At 73.3% G+C, this 14,198-nt stretch carries 18 protein-coding genes and 1 tRNA gene; 10 read left to right on the top strand and 9 right to left on the bottom strand.

Annotation, left to right across the window (positions count from 1 at the left end; all coding sequences use genetic code 11):
• Positions 1 to 83 precede the first annotated feature (83 nt).
• The 3 genes from AMK25_RS12640 to AMK25_RS12630 are packed head-to-tail and all read left to right on the top strand — an operon-like array spanning position 84 to position 2,606.
• A complete protein-coding gene (locus AMK25_RS12640; RefSeq protein WP_073828538.1) occupies positions 84 to 1,316 on the top strand; it encodes an SLC13 family permease in 1,233 nt (410 codons plus the stop codon).
• A gap of 10 nt (positions 1,317 to 1,326) precedes the next feature.
• Positions 1,327 to 1,650, top strand: a complete 324-nt coding sequence (locus tag AMK25_RS12635; RefSeq protein WP_073828537.1) for a nuclear transport factor 2 family protein — start codon at positions 1,327 to 1,329, stop codon at positions 1,648 to 1,650.
• Between the two features lie 56 nt (positions 1,651 to 1,706).
• Complete coding sequence (locus AMK25_RS12630) at positions 1,707 to 2,606, top strand: GNAT family N-acetyltransferase (RefSeq protein ID WP_073828536.1); 900 nt, start codon at positions 1,707 to 1,709, stop codon at positions 2,604 to 2,606.
• A gap of 12 nt (positions 2,607 to 2,618) precedes the next feature.
• On the opposite strand, the gene sigJ is transcribed toward AMK25_RS12630, so the two are convergent.
• Positions 2,619 to 3,485 (bottom strand): RNA polymerase sigma factor SigJ, encoded by an 867-nt coding sequence (gene sigJ / locus AMK25_RS12625; RefSeq protein ID WP_073828535.1) that lies wholly within the window; start codon positions 3,483 to 3,485, stop codon positions 2,619 to 2,621.
• Between the two features lie 139 nt (positions 3,486 to 3,624).
• Between sigJ and AMK25_RS12620 the strand changes: the two genes are divergently transcribed.
• Positions 3,625 to 4,395, top strand: coding sequence for an SDR family oxidoreductase (locus AMK25_RS12620; protein WP_073828534.1), 771 nt, complete (start codon positions 3,625 to 3,627; stop codon positions 4,393 to 4,395).
• A gap of 16 nt (positions 4,396 to 4,411) precedes the next feature.
• On the opposite strand, the gene AMK25_RS12615 is transcribed toward AMK25_RS12620, so the two are convergent.
• The 6 genes from AMK25_RS12615 to AMK25_RS32390 all read right to left on the bottom strand — a co-directional run bounded on the left by AMK25_RS12615 (position 4,412) and on the right by AMK25_RS32390 (position 9,329).
• A complete protein-coding gene (locus tag AMK25_RS12615; RefSeq protein ID WP_073828533.1) occupies positions 4,412 to 4,822 on the bottom strand; it encodes a VOC family protein in 411 nt (136 codons plus the stop codon).
• Positions 4,823 to 4,847: 25 nt separating this feature from the next.
• Complete coding sequence (locus AMK25_RS12610; protein ID WP_073828532.1) at positions 4,848 to 5,750, bottom strand: inositol monophosphatase family protein; 903 nt, start codon at positions 5,748 to 5,750, stop codon at positions 4,848 to 4,850.
• 15 nt (positions 5,751 to 5,765) lie between these two features.
• The gene (locus AMK25_RS12605) at positions 5,766 to 6,419 is read right to left on the bottom strand and encodes a hypothetical protein (protein WP_073828531.1); all 654 of its coding nucleotides are present in this window, start codon (positions 6,417 to 6,419) and stop codon (positions 5,766 to 5,768) included.
• Positions 6,416 to 7,417 carry a hypothetical protein gene (locus AMK25_RS12600; RefSeq protein WP_073828530.1) on the bottom strand — a complete coding sequence of 334 codons (1,002 nt, stop codon included), beginning with the start codon at positions 7,415 to 7,417 and terminating at the stop codon, positions 6,416 to 6,418. The genes AMK25_RS12605 and AMK25_RS12600 overlap by 4 nt, the downstream gene beginning before the upstream one ends.
• Before the next feature lie 55 nt (positions 7,418 to 7,472).
• Positions 7,473 to 8,249 carry a class I SAM-dependent methyltransferase gene (locus AMK25_RS12595; protein ID WP_073828650.1) on the bottom strand — a complete coding sequence of 259 codons (777 nt, stop codon included), beginning with the start codon at positions 8,247 to 8,249 and terminating at the stop codon, positions 7,473 to 7,475.
• A gap of 108 nt (positions 8,250 to 8,357) precedes the next feature.
• The gene (locus tag AMK25_RS32390) at positions 8,358 to 9,329 is read right to left on the bottom strand and encodes an LpqB family beta-propeller domain-containing protein (RefSeq protein WP_241826341.1); all 972 of its coding nucleotides are present in this window, start codon (positions 9,327 to 9,329) and stop codon (positions 8,358 to 8,360) included.
• A 148-nt stretch (positions 9,330 to 9,477) separates the two neighbouring features.
• On the opposite strand from AMK25_RS32390, the gene AMK25_RS12585 reads away from it, so the two are divergent.
• The 5 genes from AMK25_RS12585 (at position 9,478) to AMK25_RS32385 (ending at position 11,685) form a co-directional block, all read left to right on the top strand.
• A complete protein-coding gene (locus AMK25_RS12585) occupies positions 9,478 to 10,071 on the top strand; it encodes an HD domain-containing protein (protein ID WP_073828528.1) in 594 nt (197 codons plus the stop codon).
• An 82-nt stretch (positions 10,072 to 10,153) separates the two neighbouring features.
• The gene (locus AMK25_RS12580) at positions 10,154 to 10,795 is read left to right on the top strand and encodes a dihydrofolate reductase family protein (protein ID WP_073828527.1); all 642 of its coding nucleotides are present in this window, start codon (positions 10,154 to 10,156) and stop codon (positions 10,793 to 10,795) included.
• A gap of 31 nt (positions 10,796 to 10,826) precedes the next feature.
• Positions 10,827 to 11,306 (top strand): DUF2975 domain-containing protein, encoded by a 480-nt coding sequence (locus AMK25_RS12575; protein WP_073828526.1) that lies wholly within the window; start codon positions 10,827 to 10,829, stop codon positions 11,304 to 11,306.
• Positions 11,306 to 11,524 (top strand): helix-turn-helix domain-containing protein, encoded by a 219-nt coding sequence (locus tag AMK25_RS12570; protein ID WP_073828525.1) that lies wholly within the window; start codon positions 11,306 to 11,308, stop codon positions 11,522 to 11,524. The genes AMK25_RS12575 and AMK25_RS12570 overlap by 1 nt, the downstream gene beginning before the upstream one ends.
• A complete protein-coding gene (locus AMK25_RS32385; protein WP_198937507.1) occupies positions 11,521 to 11,685 on the top strand; it encodes a hypothetical protein in 165 nt (54 codons plus the stop codon). Before AMK25_RS12570 ends, AMK25_RS32385 begins: the two co-directional genes overlap by 4 nt.
• 33 nt (positions 11,686 to 11,718) lie before the next feature.
• Here AMK25_RS32385 and AMK25_RS12565 read toward each other — a convergent pair whose 3' ends face one another.
• Both AMK25_RS12565 and AMK25_RS12560 read right to left on the bottom strand, forming a co-directional pair.
• On the bottom strand, positions 11,719 to 12,918 hold the full coding sequence (locus tag AMK25_RS12565; protein ID WP_073828524.1) for an RtcB family protein: 1,200 nt from the start codon (positions 12,916 to 12,918) through the stop codon (positions 11,719 to 11,721).
• Positions 12,919 to 12,948: 30 nt separating this feature from the next.
• Positions 12,949 to 13,021 (bottom strand) — tRNA-Glu (locus tag AMK25_RS12560).
• A gap of 480 nt (positions 13,022 to 13,501) precedes the next feature.
• Here AMK25_RS12560 and AMK25_RS12555 point away from each other — a divergent pair.
• Entirely contained in the window at positions 13,502 to 14,194 is a 693-nt protein-coding gene (locus AMK25_RS12555; RefSeq protein WP_274534159.1) for a DUF6218 family protein, read from the top strand.
• Positions 14,195 to 14,198 lie beyond the last annotated feature (4 nt).

Raw genomic sequence — 14,198 nt, 5'->3', positions numbered from 1 at the left:
AACAGATCGACACCCTCGGCAGCCCGGATCGCGACCGCGTCGGGCTCCTGCGCCCGCACCACCGTGTGCGAGGATCATCACTCGTGGAGACCCCCGGCGATCCGCCGAACGCCGTGCCCGACCGTTCCCGCTGGGGCCGCCTGCACGTGCTGGACTGGATCGCTGTCGGGCTGGCCGTGGTCGGGCTGGTGTGCGTGCTCACCGGACTGCTGCCCCGCGCCGACGCCGAGGCGACCATGCGGCGGATCGTCCCCATCCTGATCTTCCTCGGCACGGTGGTGGTGCTGGCCGAGCTGACCGCTGTGGCCGGGGTGTTCGACGCGCTCGCGACCCGGGTAGCGGTGACCGCGCGGGGCAGCTTCCGGGCCCTGTTCTGGCTCTGTGTCGGCTTCGCCTCGGTGACCACCATCGCGCTCAACCTGGACACCACGGCGGTCCTGCTCACGCCGGTGATGATCGCGCTGGCCCGGGCGCTGAACGTGCCGCCGACGCCGCTGGCCATGACCACCGTGTGGCTGGCGAACACGGCGAGCCTGCTGCTGCCGGTGTCCAACCTGACGAACATCCTGGCCAGTGACCGGGTCGACCTGGACCCGGTGCCGTGGGCGGCCCGGATGTGGTGGCCGCAGCTCGTCGCCGTGGCGGTGACCGCGCTGCTGCTGTGGTGGTGGTACTGGCGTCCCGCGCGCGCCGGGGCCGACCCGTTCGACCCGCCGCCGCCGTACGTGCCGCCGGACCGGGCGCTCTACCGCACCGCGCTCGCCGCCTGCCTGCTGTTCGTCGCCGGGATCCTCGCCGGGGTCGAGATCGGCGTCGCCTCCGGGGTGGCCGCCGCGATCCTGGTCGCCGGCTTCGCGGTGCGGGCCCGGCACCGGCTGCGGCTCGCGCTGGTGCCGTGGCGGCTGCTGGTCTTCGTGACCGGGCTGTTCCTGGTGGTGCAGACCATCGGCCGGTTCGGCCTGGACACCGTGATGGGCACGCTCATCGGCACCGACCCGGGCGCGGAGGGCGCGCTGCGGGCGGGCGCGGTCGGCGCGCTGTTCAGCAACGTGGTGAACAACCTGCCCGCGTACCTGGCCGGCGAGGCGGTCATCGCGGCCGACCGGCACACCCAGTTGCTGGCGCTGCTGATCGGTACGAACGTGGGTCCGCTGGCCACGCCGTGGGCGTCGCTGGCGACACTGATCTGGTACGAGCGCTGCCGGGCCGCCGGGGTGGCCGTGCCGCTGGGCCGGTTCGTGGCGACCAGCGCCGTGCTCGCCGTGCTGGCCACCGCCGCCACCGTCACGGCGCTTCTTGTCGGTCCCGGCGCCTAGCATCGCGCCCATGAGCAACCCGCCCGAGATCGTCCGCCGCTACTTCGCGCTCGCCGGCCAGGCCGACAAGGAGCCCTACCTGGCGCTGTTCGCCGACGACGCGGTGGTCGAGGACGAGGGCCGCACCCACCGCGGGATCGCGGAGATCCGCGCCTGGCGCAGCGGCACGCCGCTGGTGTCGTACGAGATCACCGACGTCGAGCAGACGCCGGCCGGCACGGTGGTGACGGCGACGATCAGCGGCGACTTCCCCGGCAGCCCGTTCGCCGGGCTGCGGTTCCGGTTCGAGGAGTACGACGACACCCACATCCGCCGGCTGCGCATCGCCCCCTGAGCAGGGGGCGGGAAAACCGCTACGACCCGGCCGAGGGCAGTGACTACGGTGCCCGCATGACCGCCGCGCCCACCCTGCACTTCTGCACCGACCCGGACGAGTTCCTCGCCGCCGCCGAGGCGTACCTGGCCGCCGACCCGGTGATCAACACCGTCGTCGCCAGCGTCACGCGCCGGATGGCAGCCCGCCGCGCCGAGGGCGTCGCGCTGCCCGAGGACGACTGGTGGCTGGTGGTGCGGGACGCCTCCGGCGCGGTGGTGGGCGCCGCGATGCGTACCGCGCCGTTCCCGCCGCGGCCGGCGTTCCTGCTGCCGATGCCGCCGGAGGCCGCCGTGGCGCTGGCCCGTGCGTGGCACCGGCGCGGCGAACGGATCCGCGCGGTCAACGGCGCGCTGCCCGCCGCGCGCGCCTGCGCCGACGAGGTCGCACGCCTCGACGGCGGCCGGGTCGAGGTCGGCCAGCACACCCGGCTGCACGTGCTGGACCAGTTGGCGCCACCGGCCCCGGTGCCCGGCGCGCTGCGGGCCGCCGGGCCCGACGAGGTCGACCTGGTCGCCGCGTGGTTCGGCGCGTTCACGGCCGACGCCGACGAGCAGGCGGGCCGCCCGCCCGGCACCAGCGCACACGAGACGCCCGACCGCGCCGAGTTGCTGCGCCGCATCCGGGACGGGCGGGTCTGGTTCTGGACCGACGGGTCGGGCGTCCCGGTGCACCTGACCGCCGCCAACCCGCCGTCGTTCGGCGTGGCCCGGATCGGGCCGGTCTACACGCCACCCGAGCAGCGTGGGCGCGGCTGGGCCGGCAACGCGGTAGCCGAGGTGTGCCGGCTGCTCACGGCAGAGGGCGCGCGCGTGTGCCTGTTCACCGACCAGGCCAACCCGGTGTCGAACCGGCTCTATGCCGGGCTGGGTTTCCGGCCGGTGGTCGACATGGCCAACCTGGTTCTGGTCGACTGAGACGGCTCCGGGTCAGCCGGCGAGACCGAGCGCGGCCAGCCGGCGCGGGTCGGCGATCACGTCCACGGCGGCGATCCGCCCGCCGGTGACGGTGAACGCCATCACCGACAGCGGACGGTCCCCGGCGCTCACCAGCACCCCGGCGGCGCCGTTGACCAGCACCGGCCGGGCGTGCGGGAACAGCCGCCCGAACGTGGTGGCCTGCGCCGCCACAGTCGTCGCGCCGGTGAGCACGACCGTGTGGCGGGCGCGGGCGGTCCCCGCGTCGGAACGCAGCACCACGTCCGGGTGCAGCACCGCGATCAGCGCGTCGAGGTCGCCGTCGCGGGCGGCGGCGAGGAATGCGTCCACCACCGCCCGCTGCCGGGTCAGGTCGGGATCGGGCGTGGGCGCCTGTCCGCGTACCCGGCGGCGGGCCCGGCTGGCGAGCTGCCGGGCCGCTGCCGGTGAGCGGTCGACGAGCGGGCCGATCTCGTCGAACGGCACGCCGAACATGTCGTGCAGCACGAACGCGAGCCGCTCGGCCGGGCTCAGCGTGTCCAGAACCACGAGCAGCGCCAGCCCCACCGAGTCGGCGAGGACCGCGGCGTGCGCCGGGTCGTCGGCGCCGGTGTCCACCACCGGGTCGGGCAGGCGGACGTCGAGGGAGTCCTCCCGTCGGGCGACGCGGGACCGCAGCGTGTTCAGGCTGACCCGGGCGACCACAGTGGTGAGCCAGGCGTCCAGGTTGTCCACCGTGGCGGCGTCGGTACGGGCCAGCCGCAGCCAGGTCTCCTGCACGGCGTCCTCGGCGTCGGTGAGCGAGCCGAGCAGCCGGTAGGCCACCGCGCGCAGCCGCGGCCGCTCCCGCTCGAACCGCTCCGCCAGCCCGTGGTCCATCACCTGAGCCTCCCCTCCCGCACGTCGTCTCGACCCGCCACGACCGACCGAGGTGACCGGAGGTGACCACCGTCACACCTGTCACGTCGACGGGTCGGCGCGGGTCGACGTGACAGCACAGGCGACGGAGGGAAAGACGATGAACCCACACATCCTGGTCACCGGCGGCACCGGCACTATCGGCCGGCACGTCGTACCGCTGCTGCGCGCCGCCGGGCACCCCGTGCGGGTGCTCAGCCGGCGCGGCGGGCGGTCCGGCGACGGCGTCACCCACGTGACCGCCGACCTGCTCAGCGGCGCCGACCTCGGCCCCGCCCTGCGCGGCGTGCGCACGGTGCTGCACCTGGCCGGCGGCGCGAAGGGCGACGACCGTGCCGCCGCCCACCTGGTCCGGGCCGCACGCCGGGCCGGGGTGACGCATCTGGTGCACATCTCGGTGACCGGCGCCGACCGGGTGCCGCTGGCCTGGATGCGGTCCAAGCTCGACGCCGAACGCGCGGTGGCGGACTCCGGCGTCCCGTGGACGGTGCTGCGCGCCGCGCAGGCGCACGACCTGGTGCTGACCATGCTGACGGCGATGACCCGGCTGCCGGTGACGCCGGTGCCGGGCGGGCTGCGGTTGCAGCCGGTCGACGCCGCCGAGGTCGCGGCGCGGCTGGCCGAGCTGACGCTGGGCGCGCCCGCCGGGCTGGTGCCGGATCTGGCCGGGCCGCACACGTACGGGATCGGTGAGCTGCTGACCGGCTACCTGGCGGCCACCGGGAAGCGCCGTGCGCGACTGCCGGTCCGCATCCCCGGGCGGGCCGGCCGGGCGTACCGCCAGGGCGTGAACCTGGCCCGGCCGGGCGCCGCGAGAGGCGTGCGGACCTGGGCGGACTTCCTGGCCGCCCGGACGGCGTCAAGGCCCTGACCCGCCGCGACGCCCGTCAGGCGTCGGCGGAGCGCGACGCCGGACGGAACTGCTCGAACATCACCTCGTAGCCGTCCGGGTCGAGCCCGTAGAAGATCCGCGCCCAGCCCACGTCCTCGGGTTCGAGCGTGACCGGCAGCCCCTCGTCGCACCACAGCGCGTACGTGGCGTCCAGGTCCGCGGTGGGCACGGTGAGCACGACACCGAGCCCCGGCGGCCCGGCCTTGACGTCGCGTTCCCGCTGCGCGTTGTGGTGGCCGTGGCGGTGCAGGTCGGACAGGATCAGCCAGGTGTGACCGAAGGTCAGGTAGCGCAGGTTCGTCTGCTCGGCGTTCGGGATCTCCTTGAAGCCGAGTCGCCGGTAGAGCCGGTGGGAGCGGTCCAGGTCGCGGACCCGGAGCCCGAGCTTGAGCTGTCTGGCGGCCATCCGGCCGAGGCTAGCGGATCGCGCCTCACCAGCCGACCGAGCCGAGGCTGACCGGGGTGAGGCGGCGCACCTGCGGCTCGATCCACTGTGCCGCGGTGACCAGCTTGACCAGCCGGTCGATGGTCTCCGGCGGCCCGGCCACGAAACTGCGCCGGTCCGCGGGGCAGCCGTACCTGTCGTCGAACGTGCCGCCGTCGAGCGCGCGTACCGCCATGCCGGCCTCGGCGGCGAGCAGCATCCCGGCGGGCAGGTCGACCGCCTCGGGCCGGTAGCCGACGATGCCGTCGATGTCGCCGCGGGCCAGCATCACCCAGGACAGCAGCGGCGCCCACAGTTGCAGCACCCGGCGGGCGGTCGTGTCGAGCACCACCTTCAGCGCGCGGGCGGTGCTGTCGTCCCGGCGTACCTCGTGCCCCTGGGTCCAGGCCAGCACCGGCGCGGCCGGCACCGGCCGGTGCGCGGCGCGCAGCGGACGGGCGGCCGGTCCGGAGGTGTGCACGAACGCGCCCCGGCCCCGCACCGCCGACCAGGTACGGCCGGCGACCGGGTCGTGGACCACGCCGAGCACCGGCGAGCCGTTGTCGCACAGGGCGATCCCGACCACGTACGCGGGCAGCCCGATCGCCACGTTGTTGGTACCGTCGAGCGGGTCGACAAGCCACGCGAAGGCGGTGTCCGGGGCGTACTCGCCGCCCTCCTCGGCGATCACGCCGTGCTCCGGCCAGCGGGCCCGGATCCGGTCGACGATCAGCCGCTCGGCCGCCAGGTCGAGGTCGGTGACCAGGTCGCCGGTGTCGTTCTTGGCCCGGGCGTGCACCTCCCTCCGGGTGCCCCGGCGCAGCAGCCGGCCCGCCGCCTGGGCGGCCTCCACCGCGAACCGGTGCGCCTCGCGCAGGTCGGGCCCGCCTCTGCTCGGCTCCACGTCCATGGCTCCTCCAGCCAGTCAGCCCCGTGCCACAAGTCGCGCGATCGCCCGCGCCATCCGCGCGGTCTCGGCCGCGTCGCATCGGTCCCGGCGTACCCGGTGGCTGTGCCCGTCCACCGCGCCGAGGCTCAGGTCGCACGTGCCGGGAGTGGTCCGGCCGAGCGCCACTGTCACCGCCGGTTCACCGGCGTCGACCTCCGAGGTGTGGAAGCCGCCGGCGCGCAGCGCGTACGAGTCGCCGGCCGAGTGCGTCTCCACAGTGGCGGTCATCGCGGTGACCAGCCGGTCGGTGGCGGCCATCTCGTCCACCTCGCCGAGGCTGCGCACTTCGTAGACCCGCCAGGACGGGTCGGCGGGCGCGTCGTCGACCTCGATCAGCTCGTTGCGGACGGTGCCGTGCAGCACGTGGCTGAGCAGGTCCCAGCTGTGCGAGTGCATGGTGGAGGTGGTCGGGCGCACCTGCGGCGGGTCGGCGGGCCAGGCGTGCACGCAGACGCCGTCGGGGCCGTCGCGTTCGACCGGCAGGCAGGTGAAGCCGAGCGGGTGCCGGACCGCGCGCAGCGGGCGCCGCCCCTCGGCGACGTCGTCGAGCACGTCCAGCACCCAGCCGCGTAGGAGCTCCGGCCGGGTGCCCCGGTCGATCTCCCGTTCGAGGTCGGTGTAACTGGTCATGAGTACGGATTCCTCGCCTGGACGGCTTTGCCGATGATGTCGGCCACCTCGCGGTCGCCGAAGGAGCGGGGCAGCGTGAGGCCGAGCGCGGCGAACAACCGCCGTACCTGCTCGACCGACGGCTCGTCGTCGAGCTTGACCTGGGCCGCGGCCTCGATCGGCACGCGCCGGCTCTGCCGGCGGCTGTAGTCCAGCTCGATGTTGAAGCGGTTGTAGTAGACCTCGCCGCGGTCGATGCGCAGCGCGGGCGTCTGCGGGTTCTCCTGGGTGATGACGACGCAGGAGGAGGAGAGGTCGTAGCGGAACGTGGTCATCTGCGCGGAGAGCCGGACGTCGACGGTGAGCAGGCCGGAGCGTTGCAGGTGCCAGCAGGCGGCCAGCACCGTCGCGTAGGACTCCTTGCGGGTGCGGTCGACGGTCCACGGCTCGCCCGGCGCGTCCGGGTCGAGGCTGCGCCGGAACCGCGCGTACCGCTCGCAGACCTCCTCGTCGGTCGGGTCGATGATCTCGATCGCGACGGTGAGCGTGGCGTTGCGCCGCCGGGCGTGTTCCAGGCAGTCCGGCAGCGTGACCGCGCGCAGGAAGGTGCCGGTGCCGCCCTTGAAGCTCCACTGGTCGGTGTGCCGCCGCGCGTCGGCGAGCGCCTGCCCGACCTCGCTGCCGTGCAGGACCCGCACCATGGACACGCTGTCGATGGCCTCGCGGGCCCGGTTCAGCGCGCCTTCCGGGCCGGTGATCTCCTGCATCTGCGGCACCAGGTCGGTCAGCCGGTCGCGGGTGTCCGAGATGACCTGGCGGACCTCCCGCTCGGTGGTGCGCCGGCGCAGCCGGTCGCGCAGCATCGCCTGTGCGAGCAGACCCAGGACCAGCAGGATCGCGCTGTTGACGACCTCCTGGTCGACCGCGTTGGTCAGGCCGAGCACGGACACCGTGAGCGCCAGCACCAGGCCGATGAACGCGTCGAGATTGGTCACGACCCAGGCGAGCAGGCGCGTCATGACATCCCCCGGTCGACGACGGAACCTCCATGATAGCCCGCTGTCAATATCGCCATCACACCCTGTTTCCGGCCGGTGGCGGCCCGCCCTGCCGGCGGGCGGCGCAGATCAGGGAGCCGCCGAGCCCGGGCGCGGCGCGGGCCAGCCGGCGCGAGGCCACCCACCGCCCGCCGGGCAGCCGCCAGCCGACCTCGTTGGAGTGCAGGGCCACCGGCGTGAACCCGGCCCGGCGCAGCGTCCGGCGCAGCAGCGAGGCGGTGAACGGGCGGATGTGCAGCCACAGATAGGGGTGCAGCGGGTCCACCTGGCGCGGCGCCCGGCCGGCGAGGAACGCCAGCCGGTCCTGCACCGGCGCCAGATTCGGCGTGGTGAGCACCAGCAGCCCGTCCGGCGCCAGCACCCGGTGACACTCCCGCAGCAGCGCCAGGGGGTCGTACACGTGCTCGATCAGCTCCCCGGCGAGAAGCCCGGCGAAGCTGCCGGCGCGGAACGGCAGCCCGCGGGTGGCGTCCAGGCAGACCGGCAGCGCCCGGCCGCCGGTCACCGCGCGGGCCGTGCCCAGCGCCGCCTCGGCCATGTCGGCGAGCACGAGCGGGCCGGGCAGCGCGTCGGGGTCGAGCATGCCGCGCGGCCCGCAGCCCAGTTCCAGCACCGGCCCGCCGCCGGTCACCCCCTCGGCCATCAGCCGGGCCGCGACGGCGCGGCGCACCCGGTGGTACGGGTCGTCGACGTACCCGTCGACCTCCGCGCCGTCGTGGTACCGGCGGTGGTTGGCGTGCCGGCCGTGCGCCAGCGCGCGGTGCGACGACGTCCCGGTCGGCGGCTCGGCCATCATCCCTCCACAGCGGACTCCGGCCCCGTCGGCGGCGTCCGCACCAAGCCTCGCACCGGTCGCGCCCGGCGGCGCGCACATCCGCACCGCCGGGCGTGGGGGCGGGCGTCAGAGCGCGCGCGCCCAGTCCAGCCGGGTGCTGTCGTCGTACTCGTCGCCGGGGATCCACCACTGCTCGCCGAAGCCGCTGGTGGACACAATGATGTTGCCGCCGTCGGGGTACTCGTTCTCCGGCGGGACCGACAGCGCGGCGCAGTACCGGCCGTCCGGGGAGAACACCGGCGACAGGTAGAACCGGGGTTCGCCGGTGAGCCTCTTCAGGCCGGTGCCTCCGATCCGCACCGACGCCAGCGAGTGGTTGCTGGACTCCAGGTCGGGATACCAGCGGTCGGTGCGGAACACCACGCGCCCGGAGTCGGGCATGAAGACCGGCGAGCCGAAGAGCTCGCCCGGCGCCCCGGGCGTGTAGAGCCGCCGCGCCGTGCCGGTCGCCAGTTCGAGCACGCGCAGTTGCGGGCCCTCCGAACGGCTGTGCCACCGCAGGGCGATCATGGAGCCGTCCCGGGACCAGTCCGGGTCGGCCATGGGGTGCCCCTGGATCAGCACGCGGGTGGCGCCGGTGGCGACGTCGACAGCGATCAGCCGGTCGTTGTTCTCGCCGGTGACCAGGGCGATCTCGGTGCCGTCCGGCGACCAGGTCGGCGCGCCGTAGTGGACGCCGAACGGGTCGGCGAGCAGCGTGCGCTTCTGGCCGGTGGTCCGGTCGTACACCGCCACGAACGGCTCCAGCGAGCCGTCGCCCGAGCGGGCCGTGTTGACCCAGGCCACGTACCGGCCGTCCGGCGAGGTCTTGGCGTGGTCCCCGTTCGGCAGCAGCTCCCGTGGAGTGGTGCGGCCCGGGTCGACCTGGAGCACACCCCACCCGACGCTGACCAGCCACGGCCCGTTGACCGCCTCGGCGGCGGGCGCGGCGGCCCCGGCGGTGGACGTGGCGGCCCCGGCGGTGGACGTGGCGGCCAGCCCGGTCGCGGCCGCGACCCCGGTCAGCGCGGCGGTACGCAGCAGGGCACGACGATTCATTGCTGTCATTCGACAACCCCCGTGAGAGACGTGGCCCTCACCCTCGCGAGTGGATCGATCGACCGGAATCGGACGAGCGGCCGCTTCACGTTCGGCTGCTCGGCCATCACCGCCGGTGAGAGCGGCGAGGACCGGTACGCTCGCTCCGATGACCTCTGACGCCCTGCGCCGCGCCCTCACCGAGCCGGGTGACCCGCCGCTGCTCCCGCTGCCCGGCGTCGCGGTCGAACTGCTGGCCGCCGTCGCCGCCCCGCCGCGCCTGGGCGCACACCTGCGGCTGGTGCACGACGTCGCCTGGCACCTGACCGCCGCGTTCGCCGACCGGTTCGCCGCGGTGCCGTTCGACAGGCAGGCGGTGCTGTTCGGCGCCGCGGTGCACGACTTCGGCAAGGTCGAGCATCCCGCCGAGCTGACCGGCCCGGGCTCCGCGCACGAGGAGGCGGGCTACCAGTTGCTGCTGCGCTTCGGCGTACCCGAGGAGCGGGCCCGCTTCGCCGTCACCCACGCCGCCTGGCACTCCCCCGGTGTGCAGCTGGAGGACCTGCTGGTCAGCCTCGCCGACAAGGTGTGGAAGGGCCGCCGGGTCACCGATCTGGAGCAGCTCGTGGTCGACCGGCTGGCCGCCATCACCGGCCAGGAGCGCTGGCAGACGTTCCTGGAGCTGGACGACGTGCTCGCCGAGCTGGCCGCGGGCGCGGACCGCCGGCTGGCGTTCCAGGCCGAACACCCGGTGTACGGCTGACGCCGGACCGAAGACGGCGATGAGTCCGGCGCACGAGGGCGGTCTTCCCGGAGTCGTTGTTCTCCGATCTCCGGGAGGAAACATGAGCACCAGCGAAGCGCGGGGCCGGGTGCGGGCGTTCGTCACCGTGTCCCTGGACGGCTACGTCACCGGTCCGGACGACCACCCCGGCCAAGGGCTCGGCGTCGGCGGCGAGCGGCTGCACCACTGGGTGATGGGCGGGCCGTGGACGTACGACTCGCCACGTGAACCCGGCACCGGCATGACCGGCGAGGACCGCGCGTACTTCGACGAGCTGCTGGCGGGCGTCGGCGCCGCGCTGTGCGGCCGGGGCATGTACGACGCCGCCGGCGCCTGGGGCGGCCGGAACCCGTTCCAGGCGCCTCTGGTCGTGCTCACCCACCACACCGCCGACCAGCCCGACCCGAGCGCCGGTTTCCTCATGGTCGACGGGTTCGACGCGGCGCTGGCGGCGGCCCGGCGTACGGCCGGTGACGGCGCGGTGGTCATCGGCGGGGGCGCGGACGTGATCCGGCAGGCGCTCGCGGCCGGCGTGGTCGACGAGCTGGGCCTGTCCACCGCGCCGGTGATCCTCGGTGGCGGGAAGCGGCTCTTCGAGGGCTTCGACCGGGACATCGATCTGGAGATCCGCGCGGTGCACCACTCGCGGTACGCGGTGCACGTCCGCTACGCCGTCGGCCGCCGCGCGAGCGATACCGATTGACTTTCGATAGGTTCCGCGCGATAGTCGATGCATGCTTACTGCTCAGCGCGCGGTGACACCACTCCGCGCCTTCCTGGTCCTGCTGTTCGCGATCCTGGTGCTGTTCCAGACCATGTCGCTGCCCGGCCAGTTCGCCCACATGGCCCGGGAAGACCCGGACATGGCGTACCTGCGATGGCCCGCCACCGCGGTGACGATCTTCTGGGTGCTGTGCGTGCAGGTGGTGATCGTCTGCACCTGGCAGCTGCTCACCCTGGTCAAGCGCGACCGCATCTTCACCGAGGCGTCCCTGGGCTGGGTCGACGGGATCGTCTGGGCGGTCGCCGCCGCCTGGGCGGTGCTCGTCGGCGTGTTCCTCTACGTCGGCTTCAACGCCGACGACCCCGGACTGCCGCTGCTGCTGTTCCTGCTGGTCACCGGCGTCAGCGTGCTGGGGCTGCTGATGGTCGTGCTGCGCGCACTGTTGCGCCAGGCCACCACGCTGCGCACCGACATGGAAGCGGTGATCTGATGCCGATCGTCGTGCGCATCGACGTCGAACTGGCCAAGCGCAAGATGAGCGTCGGCGAGTTCGCCGAGCGCGTCGGGCTCACCCCGGCCAACGTCGCCGTGCTCAAGAACGGCCGTGCCAAGGCCGTCCGGTTCAGCACCCTGGAGGCCATGTGCCGGGTGCTCGACTGCCAGCCCGGCGACCTGCTCGAATGGGTCCCCGACGAGGAGGAACCATGAGATACCTGCTCGCCGCCGTGGCCCTGCTCGCCGTCGCGCTCGGCGTCGCCGGCTTCGTGTACGGCGAGGCCGACGACTCCCCCGGCCTCCAACTCCTGTCCGCGCTGCTCGTCATCGGCGCGGTCGCCATCGGCGTACGCGTCGCCCGGCGTACCCGGTAGGGCCGGCGCCCCCCTCGACGCCGGCCCTGCCGCTCAGCCCTTCACGCAGACGACCTGCTTGAGGTGGGCGACCACCTCGACCAGGTCGTTCTGCTGCGCCATCACCTCGGTGATGTCCTTGTACGCGCCGGGAATCTCGTCGACCACACCGGCGTCCTTGCGGCACTCCACACCGGCGGTCTGCGCGGCCAGATCCGCCGTGCTGTACGTCCGCTTCGCCTGCCCCCGCGACATCCGCCGCCCGGCCCCGTGCGACGCCGAGCAGTACGCGTCGACGTTGCCCTTGCCGCGCACGATGTACGAGCCGGTCCCCATCGAGCCGGGAATGATGCCCAGGTCCCCCTTGCCGGCCCGGATCGCGCCCTTGCGGGTCACCAGCACGTCCATTCCGTCGTAGCTCTCCTCCGCCACGTAGTTGTGGTGGCAGGAGATCGGCTCGTCGTAGCCGACGTGCGGGAACGCGTCCCGGACCACCTGGCTCAGCAGGGCGAGCATGACCGCCCGGTTGCGACGGGCGTACTCCTGCGCCCACCACAGGTCCCGCCGGTACGCGTCCATCTCCGGCGTGCCGGCGAGGAACACCGCGAGGTCCCGGTCCGGCAGGTCGGTGTTGTGCGGCAGCCCGCGCGCCACCGCCATGTGCCGCTCGGCCAGCTCCTTGCCGATGTTGCGGGAACCGGAGTGCAGCATCAGCCAGACCCGGCCGTCGTCCGGGCCACCCTGCTCCAGGCAGACCTCGATGAAGTGGTTGCCGCCGCCGAGCGTGCCCAGCTGACGCTGCGCCCGCGTCTGAAGCTGGGCCACCTTCCGGTCCAGCGTGCCGAACCGCCGCCAGAATTCGTCCCAGCCCGCCTGCTCCAGGCCACGGACCCGGCGCGGGTCGACAGCGTCGTCGCGCATCGCGAAGCCGACCGGAATCGCCGCCTCGATCGCCGAGCGCAGCGGCGCGAGGTCGTCGGGCAGGTCGGCGGCGGTCAGCGAGGTCCGCACCGCGGACATGCCGCAGCCGATGTCGACGCCGACCGCGGCCGGCGACACAGCCTGCCGCATCGCGATCACCGAGCCGACAGTGGCGCCCTTGCCGAAGTGCACGTCCGGCATCACCGCGACACCCTGCACCCACGGCAGCGCGCCGATGTTGCGCAGCTGCCGGGCCGCCTGCGCCTCGATCGTGTACGGGTCGGTCCAGACCCGGACCGGCGCCCGGGTACCGGCCAGCGGGGTGAAACCCATCGTCGTCTCCTTGCTCGTTTCCGTCTGACGTAGGCCGTACGGGACTCGAACCCGTAGCCTCCCGGTTGAGAGCCGGGTGAGCTGCCAGTTGCTCCAACGGCCCAGGACGGCGTACGCCGTCGGCGGAGCTGCCCCGGAAACGGAGAACCGCCCGGCTCCGGTCTCGGGACGGGCGGTTCGCGCGGATCGTCGCGCCGGCGCTAGACGCGCCACCACCCTGGTTGCCACTGCCGTTCCCGGCCCGTGCCCGGTTCGGGCAGCAGGGCACCGGCGCGCGGCGCTTGCCGCTCGGCGCGGGTGCGGTTCTGCTGCGACACGGTGGGCTCCCCTGGTGGACCAGATCGACGTTGCCCGCTCACCGTACGGCCGCTTCCCATGGGCCGCAACACGAATTGCGGTACACGCTGCGCCGGCCGACCTGGGGCGATTCCCCTGGCAAGGACTGGCGAGGTGGACAGCGGTGCGAGGCCGTCGCCCGATTCGGGCAGTCGAATGGACCGAATGGCCGAGTCTCGATATCACGGCCGCCGACTAGCTTGATCCTTTCGCTGTCAACAATTGGAACCTGACAAGGAGCTTCGGCTTGGAGGCATCGGAAAACGAGCTGTCCATACCGGTTGACTACGTGCCTGGCGCTCGCGGTCATACAGTTCTCGCCGTTGGTCGCGACACGGACGGCCGTGACGCAATGGCGATGTGGCGCCTCAGCCCCACAGGGCGCGCCGGTGGAGCATGGGTGGAACGGTTCGACGAGGTCGAACGCGAGCCCGAGCGGTTGATCCGGATCATGTCGATGCTGCAGGGCCGATGTGTCGTCGACTGGGACAGTAAAACCATTGAGGGCGTCCTGGCGAGATTCGCCGAGTTTCTGCCCGCCGAAACGCTCTCCGATCTCCGGGCACACATTCTCGTCCTCCCTGAACTCCTGGCAGAGATCAGCGAGCACAGAGCCGCCTACTCCGCTGCGGTCGAACAGCAAAGGGCGCGCACCAAGTCCAAACTGGCACCTCTCGCGTGGCCCACCGAGGTCCCGGAACAGCAGGAACTGATCGCCTGGGCCTCCCGCGCCCAGTCCACAGCGGCGTCACCTGTCGCTGGCACAGCTCTGACGCTGGCCGCGGCCGTCGCCAGAACCGCGCAACTGTGGCAAGACACCGAGCAGGCCCGGTACCGCCGGACCTACTTGCGCTCGTTGGGAGACCCTCAGCCGTTGCCGCCGCGATGGCTGGCTGAACTGCGTAAGGCCGTGGGCAGCTCATCCCTGGTGTCGGTGTAGGGGG

This window comes from Micromonospora sp. TSRI0369 (assembly GCF_001905625.1).
Lineage (GTDB): Bacteria > Actinomycetota > Actinomycetes > Mycobacteriales > Micromonosporaceae > Micromonospora > Micromonospora echinospora_A.
Note: the sequence above shows the minus strand (reverse complement) of the source record. Positions and strands in the feature narration are given on the sequence as shown.